The organism is Bartonella sp. AA89HNZF (genome assembly GCF_042196905.1).
In the GTDB taxonomy this organism is placed as follows: Bacteria; Pseudomonadota; Alphaproteobacteria; order Rhizobiales; family Rhizobiaceae; genus Bartonella.
The window spans coordinates 1-17,753 of the sequence record NZ_JBHIRD010000025.1 but is presented as its reverse complement, the minus strand read 5'-3'; the positions used below and the strand labels follow the sequence as shown (position 1 = coordinate 17,753).

Below are 17,753 nucleotides of genomic sequence, written 5' to 3'. Positions count from 1 at the left end.
TATAAAGAGTTTCCCAATGCTTTGAAAACCCTTATTGCGAAGAAATTTGCTATTGCGGATTATTGGGAAAATTGGGCGGGCAATGTTGCTGAGATTGCTCAAAACCATATCACCCATCTTCAAAACCTGCTTTCTGATGAAAACAGTGAAGCCTTTCACGCCTTTGATGCCTTCCATAAAGAACTAAAAAATAATTTAAACAGCGAAATAAAGCAAGAAGAAGCCATTGAGATGTTAGCACAACATCTTGTCACGCGTCCCGTGTTTGAAGCTTTGTTTGAGGGCAATGAATTTGTGCAAAACAATGCCATTTCGCAAGCAATGGAAAAAATCTTAACAGAACTTGATAAAACCAATATCGAGGAAGAATCCAAGGAATTACAAGAGTTTTATAACAGTGTAAGGCTTCGTGCTTCTGGGATTACTTCGCCCCAAGCAAGGCAAAATCTTATTATTACGCTTTATGAAAGTTTTTTTGCCAAGGCATTTAAGAAAACCACGGATAGGCTTGGGATTGTTTATACCCCCGTTGAGGTTGTTGATTTTATCATTCATTCTGTTGATGATGTGTTGCGTAATGAATTTGGAAAAAGCTTGGGGTCACGGGGTGTTTCTATTCTTGACCCTTTCACTGGAACAGGAACCTTTATTACGCGGCTGTTACAATCAAAACTCATCAAACCAGAGGATATGGAATATAAATTCCGTCATGATATCCATGCCAATGAGATTGTTTTACTCGCCTATTACATAGCAGCGATTAACATTGAATCAACGTATCATAGTCTTATGAAAGGTGAGTATATTCCTTTCAAGCATATTGGTTTGACCGATACCTTCCGTATGCTTGAAGAGAAAAACCTTCTGCAAAAATTATTTAAAGAAAACAGTGAATATTTAGAGCATCAAAAGAAACTAAATATTGAAGTTATTTTTGGTAACCCTCCTTATTCAGTAGGACAAAAGAATGAAAATGATAATGCAAAGAATACCCCTTATCCAATTTTAGATAAACGGATCAGTGAAACTTATGCTGCTCAATCTAAAGCAAGTAATATACGAGCGCTTTATGACAGCTATATCCGTGCTATTCGCTGGGCTAGTGACCGTATAAAAGACTGTGGTGTTATTGGTTTTGTTACAAATGGAAGTTTTTTAGATGCAAATTCTATGACGAGTTTAAGAAAGTGTTTTGTTAAGGAATTTAGCAGTATTTATGTGCTCAATTTGCGAGGAGATATTCGCAAAAATATGACGAATAAAGAGGCTTCTCAAGAAGGACAAAATATTTTTGGGAGTGGTAGTATGGCTGGTATTGCCGTGACCTTATTTATTAAAAATCCCAATGCTTCTGGAGGGTGTAAAATTTACTATCATGATATTGGTAATAATCTTACAACAAAAGAAAAACTTACTACTCTTGAATACTTTGGTAGTATTAGTGGTGTCACGCGTGAAAGCGGTTGGAAAATAATTACACCAGACAAGCACGGTGATTGGATCAATCAACGTGATGATAGTTTCAAGACATTCCTGGCTCTAGGTGTTAAAAAAGAGCATGATAAAAAGCTATTTGAAACTTATTCTCGTGGTATTATGACGAGTCGTGATGCATGGGTATATAACTCAAGCCGTAGTGTTTTATCAAAAAACATGAGTAATATGATTGCCTTCTATAATAGCGAAGTAGAACGTTTTAATAATACTTATGCACACACCGACCGTAAAATACGTACTAATGCTGTAAATGATTTCGTTAATATTGATTCTACAAAAATCAGTTGGAGCAGTAGTCTTAAACAAGAATTGACAAGAGGGAACTTTTCCGAATTCGAAAGCGGTTGTTTAGTTCAAAGTTTTTATCGCCCTTTTACACGACAGTGGCTCTATTATAATCGTATTTTTAATGAAAGAACTTACCAAATGCCGTGGATATTCCCTATAGGGCAAGCAGTTGAAAATAAGGTAATACAAATTACAGGTATAGGAGTAAATGGTTTTTCTGTCTTGATGAGTAAAACTTTACAGGATGTTCAAGCAATAAGTAATGGTCAATGCTTTCCACGCTATATTTACGAAGATACTACGGTCTCAAAAAGTAAAAGTGAGAAACAATCCCATTTATTTACAGAAGAAAGCAAAACAGCTGGTTTACAGAGGCGTGATGCCATTACTGATGAAGGATTAGCACATTTTAAAGCTGCTTATCCTAATGAAAAAATCACTAAAGATGATCTATTCTATTATGTTTACGGTTTACTTCATTCGGAAGATTATCGTGCTCGTTATGCTGATAACCTCTCTAAAGAATTGCCTCGTATCCCTTGTGTAAAGAGTGCTGGTAATTTTTGGAAGTTCGTAACAGCAGGGCGTGAACTAGGTCATTTGCACGTAAACTATGAAACTGTAGAGCCGTATCCAGTGACCTTTAAAAAAGGCAATCCAAAAGTTACAGAGATCTCTAATCCCGAAAAATTCTATTATGTAACTGAAATGAAATTCGCAAAAGCAGATAAAGAGAAAGATAAATCAACTGTTTTTTACAATAGCAATATCACAATAACAGATATCCCTCTTGAAGCTTATGAGTATATCGTCAATGGTAGACCCGCTCTTGAATGGGTTATGGGGCGTCAGTGTGTTAAGACTGATAAAAAGAGCGGTATTGTTAATGATGCCAATCGCTATGCTGTTGAAACCGTTGGCAACCCCGCCTACCCTCTAGAGTTATTTCAAAAGGTTATTACTGTAAGTCTAGAAACAATGAAAATCGTAAAAAACTTACCAAAATTAGAAATAAGAGAAACTGAATAACTTATAAAGCATGCTCACATAATGGGTATGATAAGCTCATAAGGGGTATAGAGCTTATAACCATAATCTATACCTCTCTCTTGTTAAGTTGATTAGATACAATCTTTAAAAGGATAATTTATCATGCGTTATTCTAAAAAGAAGAAACTTGCACTTTTAGATACTCTTATTTGGATTGCTTTAAGACTTTTAAGAAATCCCATCTTAAAGTGAATTAGATTTTTTTACATTGCCTTTAAAAGATTATACCGTAATCTAAAATGATATCTTTATCCTTTTCAAAAGCTTTGTTTAAAGAGAGTTATGTATATTCATTTTACTTATAGGTTTTGTAGGTTCTTAAAACCCCCAAAACCCCTACAAAACCCCTTTTTATATATATTATAGATTGTATTTACGGATTGTATTTAATATAGGTCGTTTCTTTAAAACATTAACATATTGAAATATAATGATTTTTATTTTTAATTAAAAAAATAAAATAATACGTATAAAAAGCCCCCCAAAACTCATAACCTAATGATCTTGATAGCATTTCTTATGAGTTATAAACCATCTTTTGAAAGGCTTTAAAGGATCACATGCTTTTTATAAAGCACGTTGTAATCATTCTCTAAATCATAAGGTTATCATTCAAAAGAACTGATAAAATTCATAAAAGGGATTTTTATAACGTAATCAGTTGCTTTTCATAAGATACGCTTTAATCACTCACTAAAATGATCACTTTTGTCAGTTCAATTTACTGACACATAACTGACAAGTTTTAATCAACTCATATCATTGGTTATCTTTAAAGATTGTACTCTTGATATGAGTTGTGTTTTAAAGAAATTAACCTATTGAAATATAATGTTTTTAGTTTTTACGCATTTAAAAAAATAATAGAGGCTCTAAAAGGAACTGACAAAACTGACAACACTGACACGGTCTATTAAAAGGGATTTTGCTAATCTCTATAATGATCATTCTCTCTTTAGATGTTTTCATAACAGGCAATAAATCACAATTATCCTATTTATCGTTTCTCTTATGAAAATGAAAAATGATGCCATGGCTATAAAGCATATAACAGCTATAGAGAATGCATAAAAACAGCAAGGTTTTATAATCATAATGCAAATGAATGCATTAGTTATAAAAACAATTTCTATAAAAGGCTGTTAAGTTGCAAATGTGTTATAAACAAAATTCACAAAAAAATTAAAAACCATTTAGTAAAAAATCTGATAGGTTATAAAGATAAAAATACGCATTATGAGAGCGTTTCTAAATATTATGAATGTATAGATTCAAAAAACAACGCAATCGTTTTATAAAGCCCATAATATAGCTTTAAACATATATAAATATAAAATAAGCAATTCATAAGCATAAGATATTATCAACACATAACGTATTTAAAAAATATAAAAAATATCAAAAAAGATAAAATATTAATTGACAATAAATACGTATTTTGTTATATAAATACTCAAGTGATGAAAACACTAAACAGATAGCGAAGAGGTTGCGATAAACCTAATCCTATTAAAAACTGACTATCTTTTATGCTGTGATTAGCATATATGATGATTTTGTCGGGTGTAGCTATGCTATACAATACCCTTCGCGAGGGAAAAGCATAGCAACGGACTATCTGCCGTGTTTTCAACACCCGATACCCTTATAGGGTGTCAATTGAAAACTTTTTTACAGATAGGTTTTAAATATGACAAATATATCAAACAACACCCCCGTTAATAAGAAAAAAATATCAAAAAAATATGAATTTACAAGCGAAATGGATTGCGTAGCTGGTCATTTCTTATATCGCATTCGTGCTTTAAGAGATTTTGGTGATGTCAAAGCTGGCGATCTTGGGGGGTATATTGAAAACGAAAGTAACTTATCTCACAAAGGCAATTGCTGGGTTTATGACAAAGCGCGTGTTTTTGAAAATGCAAGGGTTTATGACAATGCTAAAGTCAAAGGCTTTTTTGTAGACGTTTATGGCGATGCTAAAATTTATGGGAATGCCATTTTTCAAGGCATGGCAATAAATGATTATTGTGAGGTCTATGGCAATGCCCATGTTGAAAATGCTGTTGTTATTGAAGGCAATGTTAAAATTTATGATAACGCCCGTGTAAGTGGTCATGCTCATATTTCCGATATGTCTGTTATTTGTGATAATGCTCATGTCGGTGGCAATGCTAAAATAAGTGATGGTGCTTATATTTGTGATGATTCCTATGTCGTTGATGATGCCGTGGTTTGTGGTTCTTATGTATCTGGTTCTTCTTGTGTTCATAGTGCTGCCTCTTTAACAGAAGAGGATCAAATTCATGATGAAGCAATTCCAAGATTTGGAAGTGAAGATGATTATTACCGTCATGAGTATTATGACGAGGCAATGTAATTAACACTAGGCGCGGCGGGGGCGCCCCTCTTTAAAACATCTCATTTTAAAATTTAAATCTTTTTATAAAGGAATTGTGCCATGCAAAAGAAGTTTGCACTCACAAATGAAACGCGTGTAATTAGTAATCAAATTCTTTATCGCATTAAAGCTTTAAAAGACTTTTCTGATGTTAAGGCTGGTGATCTAGGCGGTTTTGTTGAAAAGGAAGATAACCTATCGCATGATGGCAATTGCTGGGTCTATGATGAGGCTTGTGTTTATAATAATGCCTATGTTTCTGATCATGCTAAAGTCTTAAATAAAGCTTATGTTTTCGATAATGCAAAAATTGAAGGCTATGCACAAGTTTATGATAATGCCGTGGTTTATGACAATGCTAGGGTTGCTGATCATGCCGTGGTTTTTGGAAGAACTTATGTTTACGGTTATGCCTGCGTTTTGAATCATGCTGAGGTATCGGACAGGGCTGTTATAAAAGGTCATGCTAAAATCTATGATGATGCTTTATTGACTGGCTATGCGCAAGCTTATGGGAATGCAAAGATTTTTGACAATGCTCAAGTTTGGTTTTTTGCTGTGGTGGGGGATGATGCTTGTATTTATGAGAATGCAAAAATTACAGGCTATACATACATTTGTGATCAAGTGAGTGTTTTTGGCAATTCATATATAGATACAAAAAAATTAAATAGTCATATGAAAATTTGTGATCAAATCATAAGAGACGCTGCTTAAATAACAGCGCGGGGCGCGGCGGGGGGCGCCTGCTTTCAATCCAATTTTCCATTTCAAATTTTAGAAAACGTTTATCACATTAGATTGTGAGGGTATCTCTATGTGTAAAAAATATGAATTAACCAATCAAATCAAACAAATTAAAGAGAGACTTACTAAGCAAATTATAAACCTTTATCGTATTCGGGCTTTAAGAGATTTTGATGATGTTAAGGCTGGCGATTTAGGTGGCTATATCGAAAATGAAGGGAACTTATCTCATTATGGCAATTGCTGGGTCTATGATGAGGCTTGTGTCTATGGCTATGCTCATGTTTCTGATCATGCTAAAGTACGTCATTTGTCTCATGTGCGTGGGCGTGTCTATGGTAATGCTGAGGTCTATGGAAAGGCTTTAATCACTCGATATGCTAAAGTTTATGACCATGCTTGTGTTTATGGAAGTGCTCATGTGGCTGGCAATATCTATGGCAATGCTCATGTCTGTGATCACGCCCGCGTTTATAGCAATGCCCATGTTTATCAACATGCGCGCGTTTCTCATGATGTTTTTGTTTATGATCATGCTAGGATCTATGGTCATTCAAAGGTTTCTGGCTCTGCTTGTATTTACAACAGTGCAAAAATTTATGGACAAGCTACTATCAAAGGCTTTGCAAAGATTTATGGTAAGGTTTACGGCTCTGCTCTTGTGAGTGGGCGTGCTGCGATTTATGGCTCTGTTTATGGAAATGCAAAAATCTCTGGTTCTGTAAAGGTCTATGGTCGTGCCTATGGAAAAGCAAAAATAGATAAACAAAGCAATGTAAGATCAGTTGCTCAAAATTATGAGGTTTATCAAAGCGATAATGTTGTCAAGATTGTTGATAAAACAGAATAAAAATAGGCATGGGGGTGCCTTTTAATAGGATAACTCCATCATAAAAGAGAGTATTCATAAAAGAAAGCCGTGCCAAGTGATATGACGCGGCTTTCACGTAATGATTCTAATGATAAAAAAAATAATCATCTACAATGGAGTAATAAATGCATATATACAAAACGTATCATATTGCAAGCGCTCTATTGAGATATGAAAACTTATCAAAAGGAATGTAAATGATGCGTATGATCTTTAATCACTCATTTGAATGAGAGAGCCTATAAATGCTTTTCGTTTCTCTCAAACGTATCAAACAAATCAAAACGCTTTTTAGATTCATCTCAATACAATCAAAAGCAAATGCCTATTAGACTAATGTCTTTTTTAAAACGTTCTTTTTACATCTGTAAACGTTGGTTTTCAAAACAATTTCTCATAAGACAATAAACAAGCGTTTTTATCAAACGCAAGGCTTTAAAAACTGTTATAAACATCAGTTTCAAACGTTTAAACGTTCACTTAGAGAGGGTCTCATAAGCGTATTGTTAAACTATAACTTTTAAAACATTTCTTAGTACCAAGTCTAAAGTAGATAGTAATTCTACTGCCATGGCATTGTTCGCTTCCATTTTTTTGTGGAAGCGAATACAGTTGCGTTCTTCAAAACTAGCTATGCACTATATTCATTAAAAGGCTTTTGATTTCATAAGATATAAAATACCTCTTTATCGTTTTCTAAATTTTTAGTAAGCGTTTTAAAAGTGATCTTGTCTTTAAATCCTTTTATGCAATCTTTAAAATGTTCGGTGTTATGATGATGCTGTTATGACAGCTCTCTATTTTGCGCTCGCCAATTTTGGCGAATGTTAATTTGCTCTTTTATGTGATTAACAATCCAATTTTTGAAACAAGATGCGATCTTAAACGTATGTTATCGATAATTCCAAACAACTAAATTTTAAACAATGTGATTTGTGCTGTGATAAAAACGTATCATAAGATTTATGAACTGTTATGAATGATATCTGCTTTTCATTTCATTTGAATGCAACCATGCTTTATAATATTTACATCATGATTTGCTTTTTATGGTCTATTCATACATGGCAATCTTCTATAAAAAATGGTCAAATGAATCATGCATAAAAGTATGGATTCTTAAGTGGATTCATATAAAATAAATGCATTTAATATATTGACTTTATTTCGTTTTTTGATATTATACCGAATACTCACAACAGCTGTACGCTCTAAATTTGCCACAAGCTCTTCACTGGTAAAAAGCTCTTGCACACTATATTCTTGCCCGACCAGCTTTAAATATTTAATGCCATCAATTGTAAGATTAACATAGGTTTTATTGAGTATTTCTTCTATGCACTCTAAAAAAGCTTGTGGATTTTTCACAAACTCATGCTCACGACCACTCTTTGTCAAAATACCAATAATTGTCTTTGCGGTTAATTTCAGCTTTAAGGTCAAATAATGTACAATGTTCGGCAGTGCACAAAAACTATAATCAAGCGCACTCTGCTTTAATAACTGCTCTTCATAGGTCACACCAGCACTATCCAGTTCTATCTCTGCTGTCTGATAAACCAAATGCGCGGGCGCAACTGGTGCCATTTTTTCCACTGCATCCATTGCTTTGGCAACAAACTCTGTGCGATCAAGCTTTGCACGATAAGTGGTCTTTTTATTGATCTTCTCCCACAAGGACAAAAACTCTGGCGAAGCCACTGTTTGCTTTTTAAGCTTAACCCGCACTTCGCGCGTAGCATTACGAATAATCGGCATGGCTTGGCTCGCTTCTAGCGCCTGCAGCACAGCCTGCTTTTGCCCTTTACTAAAACGTTCACTTAAATCTAACGTCCCAGTCGCCCATTGCGCTTTTAATGTATCTGTGATTTTTCCTGCTGATGTAAGCAAGGCTTTTTCACGCAACTCAACCAATATATCAGCAGCCTCTTGCGAAGACAGAATCTTTGCTTCCGTCACAGCTGTCATATAAATCAGATCTTGCAGTATCTCAACATTAATAAGCGCGCCCGCATCAGTTTTTTTCACAATTTCTTGACGCAATTCGCGTGGCATTTCCTCCGCCCCTATAGCATCAAATTCGCTCGCTACTAAATTTTGATCTACTTTAACGACACCCGCTTCATCAATAAAATCTTTTGCAACAAGTATTTTAACAATTTTTTGTGCTTGCGATACTTCCACTTTAGCAGCCACATATTTTACATCTTCATAAATACGGACAACCAAATGCTCCATCTGCAATGTACCAAGTTTATAACCAATATCCGCCTCTAATTCTTTTTGCAATGTACTCACAAACTCAGCAAAGCTTTCATTCACCATGACATGCAGCACATTTATATCTTTATTTTCTACCGGTTCACCTTGTTGGTTTACGCATAAGCGCAAACCGCGACCAATCTTTTGCCGTGCGGTAAAATTCGATTTTTGTTCAATCAACATACACACTTGAAACACATTCGGATTATCCCAGCCTTCTCTCAAGGACGAATGCGAAAAGATAAAACGCAAGGGGCATGCAAAAGATAATAACCACTCCTTATCGCGCATAATCGTGTTATAAGTGTCATCATCAGCTTGGCTGTCGCCCTTTGTATCCTTATACACGCCTTTCTTGTCTTGCGAGAAATAACCGCCGTGCACGTTTCGAATATTTTGCGCAAACTTAGTTCGCAAGGAGGCATATTTCTTTTTCGCCAACAGCTCTTCATAACATTCTTCAAACATACGCTCATAAAGTGCTGGCTCTTCATCAGAGCTACGATATTTAGCCACCTCATCAATAAAAAAAAGTGATAAAACTTTAATCCCTAAAGGCACAAGCCGCAATTCCTTATCTAAATGTGTTTCTATAGTGCGATAAATTTGTGCGCGTTTAAGCTCTATTGTATTCACATCACCAAGTGCGTGGCCAAATTTGACAATTTCAGTATCAGAAAACTCAACAGCTTCATCCCCCGCCATGCAATTGATACCCGAAACAATATAGCCCTTATAAAGCTCACGTCCGCCCGTAACGCGATACAGATCATCTCCGTCTCACTGTAACTGTTTTGCGGCTCACCGTGCCATTCTTTCCCGCAATATCCAACTCTAAGCACGCCTTAAAGCCATGTTTGTGTGATACGGATTTCAAGGCAATATAGGGACGGTTAAAATCTTGCTCTATCTGATTAGAAGAGACACAAATTTGCTTTACCAGTCCTTTTTGATAAGCATCAACAGGTGTTAAACGATATAAAAGATTAATCTCCTCTTTATGCGTGGCACTATAGCGGAAAACACAAAGCGGGTTAAGGCTCGCAATAGCCTCTTTCGCTTTTGCTGTACTATCCACCGATTGCGGTTCATCTATGATCACAATCGGTTTTGTGTCTTGTATATAGCGCATAGCACTTTCGCCATTCAGTCTATCTTGCGGAAGGTTGATAATATTTTCTGCTTTTTTTAATGCATCAATATTGATAATCATAATTTCAATATTGGTAGAGCTTGCAAATTGGCGAATTTGCGAAAGATCTTTTGAATTATAAATAAAATAACGATAGGGCAGATTATCAAACTCTGCTTGAAAATGCTCCCTTGTTACCTGAAGTGATTTATATACCCCTTCGCGAATAGCAACACTTGGTACGACAATAATAAATTTGGTAAAGCCATAGCGTTGATTTAACTCAAAAATCGTCTTGCTATAGACATAAGTTTTGCCTGTTCCCGTTTCCATCTCAATAGAAAACTGCTTTTGCTCTAGCGTCTCACTCGCCAAGAGTTTATTATTCTGTTGCACCTCTCGTAAATTTGCTAATATGCTTTCATCACTGATCAATAATTGATTACCATAACCAAATTCATTTAACGCTAATTGTCCTTGTTCTGAATGCAAAGAAAAAGAAGAATCCCGTTGTGGTTGGCCTTTAAACAAATCAATGACGCTTTTAACCGCATCATTTTGAAATTCTTGTTGTTTAAATTTAAGTCTCATATCGCCGCCTCAAGATTCCCATCTTCAATCTCATGGAGGATAATAGAAAGGAGGACACTAGAAAGTTACATGATAGCATATTTTTAGGCTCCCATATGCGCGTGGCCAGTAGCACACCCTCCCCCCAATTAGTGCAGAAATGACGTCGCTCTTGGTACTGGACGCGTTACGTCGGTGCTAACCTTCTCTTATTTTTTGCAGAACAGAAAGCGCGTATCAGGCTCTCTAGCCATACTTAGAGTATGCAAAGTTATTCATCACTCTAAAACACTTTAAGCGCGCAGTTTTATGTTTTGTATTAAAGGATTTTTGCTTTCAAAATATACGAACAACATCACACAAAGTAGAATAAACAAGCTGCCCCCAACATTAAACCAAACCTTCTCTGTAACCATCACTGTTGCACCGAAACAATTAACAATAGCGTGGACAAAAAAAGGCGCACACGCATAAAATTTAGAGCGCGTAACAACACCACGATACGCCAAGCATGTATTGAAAATATGCATGAGTATAACGCTCATTAAAGCACACAAAAAAATACTCGCTTGCGTCCAGGAATAAAAAATTACATACTCACTGGCTAATAACCTAGATCGAATAGGCCAGCCATTATAAACAAGGAAAGGTCCTAGCGCCTTATAAACTAATTCGCATAAACCCCAGCCTATGCCAATATTCAGCGGCAAACGCCACAACAAACTAGGCGAGCACCGATAAAACTTAGTAACTAACCAACGACGCATGGCTTCTTCTGCTACAACAAAAAAAACCGTAAATGTTAAAAATAAAAAAACAAGCGCCAGCCCCTGCTCTGCACGACTCTTGGTTTCAACAATACTCATCATATAAAGCGTTTTTATTACAGATTGCTCCCAAAAAGCAATAAGCCCGAAAACAATGCAGCTAGCAACAAACCATCCCACAGCACCAGCGACAACCAATTTGAACTTCAGAAAATGATGAAGCACACATAGAAGAAAAACAACGCCAAGCACTTGCAGTAAACGTAAGGCATCAAGTTTATGTTCTGTTTCCGAGTAACGCCATACTAACAGAACAATCACCCCAAAAACTATGCCGCTCAACAGCACATTTATCCAACTAAACGTAGAGCGAAAAAAATTATAAATGACAACACCATAAATAAGGCCTGCGAGAAGCGAAGTAATAAATAAAACCAACATTATTATGCCCCCTCATTTACTACAGCGTAACTGCTATTTTTCTTCATGGATAATCTGTCTTGCACAAAATCATAAATTTGCCGCATAAGAGCAAACATAAGAATAGTAGCGATTGTATAATGCCCAATTGCAAGAAGTTCTGGCTCAGCGGCCTGCCATGAAAAGCGCGCCCAAGCCGCCAAGCATTGTAAAAGCAGGATAAGAACAAAAAAACGCCATTTCTTGTCAAGGCAAACCACAAGCATTAAGAAAGTTGATAAAAGATTCAGACCTATAATAAACGCATAATATATTACCGTCTCAAGTAAAGAAAGTAAGGCGTCCCTATCAAGACTAAAGGCCCCTTTTAGGATTTTCACAGCTTCTGGTAGAGATGTAAGCAGTGCAAGCCCTATAGCAGCCCCCCAAATCCCCATTCCCACGCCCAGTCCTGCCTCTACACCATTGCCATTATCTTCTGCCACCCAATGAGAGAGCAAAAAAAACTGCATAATCGCCATGCCTATAGGGAATAGACCAACAGCAAAAACAATATTAGGCGTACTATAAGCAGAAAAATCTAAAATCAAACTGCCTATCATACGCATAAAGCCGTATAGAAAAAAAATCAAAAGCACATAACAACCAGCGCTTGACCCAATAATTGCCTTCGTGCCTTTAAACGTTTTAACCAAAGAGAGTAACCAGCGGTACCCCAATATAAGCGAAAGCGCCAAAACATAATAAGGAAAATAACTCACAGCGCCATAAACATAAAGAAAAACAAGACACAAAACAACGAGCAAGAAAACCAAATGTTCAACCAATGTTTTTTTCTTCATCAAAGGAAAAATAATCAGCACCAGACAAAAAACGGCGCCGATAACAGATAATGTCAATTTGTCAAGCATTATTGCAAGCCTCAAAAATAGAATTTATTAATATTGCATAGCCTGAAGAAATGTCAAACATAAACAAAAGACCAACCGCAAAATGAATTACAAAAGGCAGATAGAAATAGACCTTGCGCTTATCTTGGAAACCAAGATACATAAAGGCGCGTATTTACAACATGCATCAATACAATCATGCCCGCGGCAATAAGATAGCTGATCGCTTGTGGACAAGATTCAAATGCGACATAGCCCACCATTTGTGGCGCCCTATCAACACGGTAATTCAAGTAAAGAAAAAGAGCTGGGAGGGTCTTATAGCATAAGTCTAGAACACCCCAGCCCAGCCCGAAATAAAGGACCTCACGCGCAGCTAATTCTGGCTTATATACGCGAAGCAACCACAAACGCAAAAGCTCCGCAGTTAAAACTGATATCAAAAGGATAAAAAAGGGATAGTTTGCAGCAACCAAACTCATGTAATGCACCACCTGCTGCTGGCTATTATTAGCAGCAGACAAAGCAGGCAATGGCAACAAAGAACTCAAATATATAAAACCTGCCCCAATACACAAGGTAGCAACTGCACCACAGAACCCAAGAACTAAATATTTATATAAGTAGTGCTCGTGCAGAATTAAAAGAATGCCAAGATAACATACCAAAAGCAAAGATAAGTCTGGAAGCCCACTTTCACTATGTGGATAAGCGAAGATGATAGCGCAGGAAAGGCCAGCTAGCCCCCCCCAAAAAAATGACACGCTCGCCCAACAAGCCATTGTTTTTAAGGAGACAAGGGCTGGAACTTATCCCAAAACTAAGCAACATTCCAAAAATTAAGTCAGACATATAATTTCCTTAAAGCGCCTTGCCCTCCCAAGCATACCAAGATATTATTGCAGGAGAAAAACTCCCTGCTAAGAGGCTGATAGCGTACCCCTTAGCAAGGCCTTTACCTTGTTAAAAAAGCCAGGTCAAACAACAATTTCACCACTTAGAGCGAACACAATCCCAACCAGCTTTAGCAATACTCGCGGATGCACCACGGGACCCCGCCTACTATTGCTCCAGAAACTGCCCCTCCTAGGTTGGCTGCTCTAGGCTGTTAGGATAAACCCAAAGAACTATAGCCTCCTGTCTTTTCACTCAGTTTTCCTTTTAAACGGGTTAATCACGCTAAGCTTCACATTCTTTGATTTAATGTAACGCGCGTACACATAAACAACAAACATCAAACAAATCCAATTTTTAACCATTCCATAGTCATCATCTGTATGAACAAACGCTACATAATAAGAAACAAAGAGGCTAAAAAACAGCTCTGCAAGAACATCAAGGACCAACCAATAATATTTCTTTGTAGTAAAAAAGAGAACCATCAAAAATGTCAAAAAAACTTGGCCCGTTAGAATAGCAAAACCAAACACCGCATAATCAAACATTTTTTTCACTGCCTCCCTGTTTGCAAAACCTATCTGTTGATAGATTTCTCGAAGGTCTGATAAAAGCAGTGATGACACAAAAAAGATGCCTATGGCAAACCCACAGCCAATACAAATGCTTAAATCTAGCACTGACATAGATTTTTCCTTCAAAGCTTTAGCAATTAGGACATAGCGAGCCCCCCCTATCATCAACGGAATAATGAAAAGCAGATAAATATAGCTCGAAAGCTGCAGATCAAAAAAATCTAACAGAAGGTCATCACTCATAACAATAAAACCAGCTGCGATGAAAAAAATGGGGCAACTTGCGATAATGGCCAAACTAAAGCATTTTATATTGTTTACTATATTGGGTATAAATTCAATGCAAAAAGAAAGAAAGAACATAATTATAGCAACATGAGAAGATGTTATCGGCACACCGACTATATACTCAAAATACTCAAAGATATATATGATGGGAGGAACAACCAATGCCGCCACTATGAATGTAACCGTGTTCTCCCTGCCTAACATGCTTTTTCCATTAATAGCAATAGTTTTGAGGAATAGATACAACATGCCAAACCACAGACAAAAATAAACGAGCACTATACTAAACTCGCCCATAGCTCCTCCTGTGCAATATTTCAAACATAAAGGTGGCACCTTTTACAGTACCACCATTCTAGGCTTTAGGATAACCCAAAGAACTACATCAAAAGCCCGTCAATATGTCAGTATCCCAACACCGTACAAACCACCTGAATTAGCAATAGATTGACCAAAAAACTGTGTGCCACACTGGGCAGCAGCCACACCATAACCAGCATAACCGCCTATGATGTCTCCGAATTGATTGCCTACAGCTTCCCCAAAGCTTCCTACGGCCATGCCAGCCTTATAATCACGCCCCGCTGCCCATCCTGCGAAAAAACCACCCGCAAGGCCAACCTTACCACCATACTTGCTACCAAACGCAGTACCAGAGTTATATTTGCTATTAAAATTATCGGCACTGCAATAATCGTGCGAACGACTTGAACTTCCCATTTATTTTCTCCAATTTAGTGTATAAATAAATCCCCCAAGGTTACTTATGTCCCCGCGCCAAAATGGCTTACCCATAATTAACCACCGAAACACCCTTGGAGATATGAATGCATTTTCATGCAAGTTCGCATTTATAATATATAGTTGACAAAATCAAGGGCATTGTGTCAAAAATATGGCATATTTTAGTAAATTTATGCTTACTTATTTTATGTGTTTAAACTTAATAGTTTATATTATGAGCAATAATAATGAAAGTAAAATAGGATTCTCTTGGTTTACAAAATATACTAAAAGTATATAAATATACTGAGAGAGATATTTATTGTTGCAATTGCAATCAGAATCATAGATTTAGTTAACCCGTTTATATTTCAAGCGATTATTGATCGTATCATTCCGTTTTGGGCAAAATTTGAGGAAAATCATCCGCGCAAGGTCTCTGCTCCGTGACGGCTCACACGCAAAAAAGCCCGCCAAGCACGGCTTTTAACCGCCTCACAAAACGCCAAAAATAAGAATTAGAAAAGTTGTAACAAGATAAATGGTACGGTTGGTGGGATTTGAACCTACGACCTCTGGTGCCACAAACCAGCGCTCTAACCAACTGAGCTACAACCGCATAAAAAGCAAACGCATTATAACTGCTCACGATTTCGTAAACATTTATCCTTTGCTTATGTGACATAAGGAAAATCAACAAAGTTTGCAAGCCCCTTTAAAAAAATCTCGCAATTTTTTGTGAAGAAAAAAGCGTTTTTTACAAAGGAAATTTTGCCCAATGCTCAAGACTATGATCACGATAGCTTTTTATGTTATCAACTCCATCTTGTTGCATCATCTGCAAAATCTCTTGCAGAATAGTTATGACAAGATCTGGACCTTCATAAACCATCCCACTGTATAATTGAATCAAATCTGCACCAGCTTTTACTTTTTCCAAAGCAGTTTGTGCGTCCTTTACACCGCCAACACCGATAATTGCAATCTCCTTCCCTAACTTTTGACGCATTTTTGCAAGCACAATAGTAGAACGTTCAAAAAGTGGACGTCCAGAAAGCCCTCCCTCTTCATTGCTGAGGTGACTATTGCTAAGCCCCTGGCGTGAAAGAGTTGTGTTAGAAACAATCAGCCCATTAAAATTAGAAAGCTTTATTTCTTCAGCAACATCATCTAATTCTTTCTCTGATAAATCAGGAGCAATTTTTAAAAAAATGGGAATGGAGAATCCATGCTTTTTCTCTTGCTCATTTCGCACTTGCGAAATTGCACTCAACAAAAGATGCAAACTGTCACGGGCCTGTAAATCACGTAAGCCTGGTGTATTAGGAGAAGAAATATTAACCGTAAAATAATCAGCAACATCATAAAAATGAGCAATACCAACAGTATAATCACCAATCTTATTAACCGTATCCTTATTGGCTCCAATGTTAACGCCTACAACACCAGTTTTTTTACACGCGCGCAATCTGTTGTAAACAACTTGATGTCCATCATTATTAAAACCCATTCTATTAATAATTGCTTCATCTTCTTTTAAACGAAAGAGTCGTGGTTTAGAATTTCCAATCTGAGGCTTTGGTGTCACTGTCCCAATTTCTGTAAAACCAAATCCTAAACGAAAAACACCATCCACAACCTCTGCATTTTTATCAAACCCCGCTGCAAGACCAATAAAATTTTCAAACTCAAGCCCAGCAACAGTTACACACAAACGTTTATCGATAACCTTTTGACAGCCATTTAATCCACTTTTCAGCCCGAGAATCGCTAAACCGTGTGCTTGCTCTGGATCCAACATAAATAAGGCAGAACGGCCAATACAACGAAAAAAACTCATCAATCCTTCTCCACAACATAAAAATGATCCATCGCACCTCACCTATATCTTTTAACACAAAAGATTACCAATCAAAGAGAGCATATTATCCAAATAATACTGCTCTCTTCTATAAGAAACTTCAGCATAAAAATCCATTAATAACCATACACATTTATATTGATGCATACCGTGTAAAAACTTTTTATTCTTTAAAAAACGTTTCTCTTTTTTGCTACTGTTCAGAGATAAACTTTCAAACCTAAACCTTATAAAATGCAGCACAAATTGAGACATCAATGACTCTTCACCAAAGCCTTTCTCTTCTTTCTTATAGGTAAGCTTATACCCCCCTTTAAAAGGCAAAAAAATTATCTCTATTCTCAAAGTTACTTTGTGTAATATCATATAATATATTGATTTTAATGATAATTAATCGTTATTCATATTGAATAAGAATCCCGAATATCGTAAGGTTCTCTCATTTCAAATCTGTTTATCTTGAATCAATCAAAACCATTCGCTTGCACGTCACAAGCGAAGCTGGCGTGTGGGT

At 36.6% G+C, this 17,753-nt stretch carries 13 protein-coding genes and 1 tRNA gene; 4 read left to right on the top strand and 10 right to left on the bottom strand.

Annotated features, from left to right (window positions below):
• From ACFIN0_RS08555 to ACFIN0_RS08540, 4 genes are all read left to right on the top strand, one after another.
• On the top strand, positions 1 to 2,814 hold a 2,814-nt coding region (locus ACFIN0_RS08555; RefSeq protein ID WP_375702326.1), incomplete at its 5' end, for a type ISP restriction/modification enzyme.
• 1,711 nt (positions 2,815 to 4,525) lie between these two features.
• The gene (locus tag ACFIN0_RS08550) at positions 4,526 to 5,215 is read left to right on the top strand and encodes a hypothetical protein (RefSeq protein ID WP_375702325.1); all 690 of its coding nucleotides are present in this window, start codon (positions 4,526 to 4,528) and stop codon (positions 5,213 to 5,215) included.
• Between the two features lie 81 nt (positions 5,216 to 5,296).
• Complete coding sequence (locus ACFIN0_RS08545) at positions 5,297 to 5,953, top strand: hypothetical protein (RefSeq protein ID WP_375702324.1); 657 nt, start codon at positions 5,297 to 5,299, stop codon at positions 5,951 to 5,953.
• Between the two features lie 100 nt (positions 5,954 to 6,053).
• Positions 6,054 to 6,833 (top strand): hypothetical protein, encoded by a 780-nt coding sequence (locus tag ACFIN0_RS08540; RefSeq protein ID WP_375695316.1) that lies wholly within the window; start codon positions 6,054 to 6,056, stop codon positions 6,831 to 6,833.
• Positions 6,834 to 7,973: 1,140 nt separating this feature from the next.
• Here the strand turns inward: ACFIN0_RS08540 and ACFIN0_RS08535 are convergent.
• The 10 genes from ACFIN0_RS08535 to ACFIN0_RS08490 form a co-directional block, all read right to left on the bottom strand.
• Positions 7,974 to 9,821: a hypothetical protein gene (locus ACFIN0_RS08535; RefSeq protein ID WP_375702323.1), complete on the bottom strand. Its 1,848-nt coding sequence runs from the start codon at positions 9,819 to 9,821 to the stop codon at positions 7,974 to 7,976.
• Positions 9,822 to 9,885: 64 nt separating this feature from the next.
• A complete protein-coding gene (locus ACFIN0_RS08530) occupies positions 9,886 to 10,839 on the bottom strand; it encodes a DEAD/DEAH box helicase family protein (RefSeq protein ID WP_375702322.1) in 954 nt (317 codons plus the stop codon).
• 272 nt (positions 10,840 to 11,111) lie between these two features.
• Positions 11,112 to 12,026 (bottom strand): hypothetical protein, encoded by a 915-nt coding sequence (locus tag ACFIN0_RS08525; RefSeq protein WP_375623494.1) that lies wholly within the window; start codon positions 12,024 to 12,026, stop codon positions 11,112 to 11,114.
• Between the two features lie 2 nt (positions 12,027 to 12,028).
• Positions 12,029 to 12,916: a hypothetical protein gene (locus ACFIN0_RS08520; RefSeq protein WP_375623492.1), complete on the bottom strand. Its 888-nt coding sequence runs from the start codon at positions 12,914 to 12,916 to the stop codon at positions 12,029 to 12,031.
• A gap of 119 nt (positions 12,917 to 13,035) precedes the next feature.
• Positions 13,036 to 13,659, bottom strand: a complete 624-nt coding sequence (locus ACFIN0_RS08515; RefSeq protein ID WP_375702321.1) for a hypothetical protein — start codon at positions 13,657 to 13,659, stop codon at positions 13,036 to 13,038.
• 381 nt (positions 13,660 to 14,040) lie between these two features.
• The gene (locus ACFIN0_RS08510) at positions 14,041 to 14,952 is read right to left on the bottom strand and encodes a hypothetical protein (RefSeq protein ID WP_375702320.1); all 912 of its coding nucleotides are present in this window, start codon (positions 14,950 to 14,952) and stop codon (positions 14,041 to 14,043) included.
• Positions 14,953 to 15,051: 99 nt separating this feature from the next.
• Complete coding sequence (locus ACFIN0_RS08505) at positions 15,052 to 15,375, bottom strand: hypothetical protein (protein WP_375702319.1); 324 nt, start codon at positions 15,373 to 15,375, stop codon at positions 15,052 to 15,054.
• A gap of 545 nt (positions 15,376 to 15,920) precedes the next feature.
• Positions 15,921 to 15,997 (bottom strand) — tRNA-His (locus ACFIN0_RS08500).
• A gap of 138 nt (positions 15,998 to 16,135) precedes the next feature.
• The gene (locus ACFIN0_RS08495) at positions 16,136 to 17,218 is read right to left on the bottom strand and encodes a quinone-dependent dihydroorotate dehydrogenase (protein WP_375609059.1); all 1,083 of its coding nucleotides are present in this window, start codon (positions 17,216 to 17,218) and stop codon (positions 16,136 to 16,138) included.
• A gap of 51 nt (positions 17,219 to 17,269) precedes the next feature.
• Positions 17,270 to 17,563, bottom strand: a complete 294-nt coding sequence (locus ACFIN0_RS08490) for a hypothetical protein (RefSeq protein ID WP_375702318.1) — start codon at positions 17,561 to 17,563, stop codon at positions 17,270 to 17,272.
• Between the last annotated feature and the right edge of the window lie 190 nt (positions 17,564 to 17,753).

What these genes read in the sequence shown, in the direction of transcription:
- ACFIN0_RS08495 (WP_375609059.1), bottom strand. Translation starts at nt 17,218, where the DNA reads ATGAGTTTTTTTCGTTGTATTGGCCGTTCTGCCTTATTTATGTTGGAT.
- ACFIN0_RS08520 (WP_375623492.1), bottom strand. Translation starts at nt 12,916, where the DNA reads ATGCTTGACAAATTGACATTATCTGTTATCGGCGCCGTTTTTTGTCTG.
- ACFIN0_RS08535 (WP_375702323.1), bottom strand. Translation starts at nt 9,821, where the DNA reads ATGGCGGGGGATGAAGCTGTTGAGTTTTCTGATACTGAAATTGTCAAA.
- ACFIN0_RS08550 (WP_375702325.1), top strand. Translation starts at nt 4,526, where the DNA reads ATGACAAATATATCAAACAACACCCCCGTTAATAAGAAAAAAATATCA.
- ACFIN0_RS08525 (WP_375623494.1), bottom strand. Translation starts at nt 12,026, where the DNA reads ATGTTGGTTTTATTTATTACTTCGCTTCTCGCAGGCCTTATTTATGGT.
- ACFIN0_RS08505 (WP_375702319.1), bottom strand. Translation starts at nt 15,375, where the DNA reads ATGGGAAGTTCAAGTCGTTCGCACGATTATTGCAGTGCCGATAATTTT.
- ACFIN0_RS08545 (WP_375702324.1), top strand. Translation starts at nt 5,297, where the DNA reads ATGCAAAAGAAGTTTGCACTCACAAATGAAACGCGTGTAATTAGTAAT.
- ACFIN0_RS08540 (WP_375695316.1), top strand. Translation starts at nt 6,054, where the DNA reads ATGTGTAAAAAATATGAATTAACCAATCAAATCAAACAAATTAAAGAG.
- ACFIN0_RS08530 (WP_375702322.1), bottom strand. Translation starts at nt 10,839, where the DNA reads ATGAGACTTAAATTTAAACAACAAGAATTTCAAAATGATGCGGTTAAA.
- ACFIN0_RS08510 (WP_375702320.1), bottom strand. Translation starts at nt 14,952, where the DNA reads ATGGGCGAGTTTAGTATAGTGCTCGTTTATTTTTGTCTGTGGTTTGGC.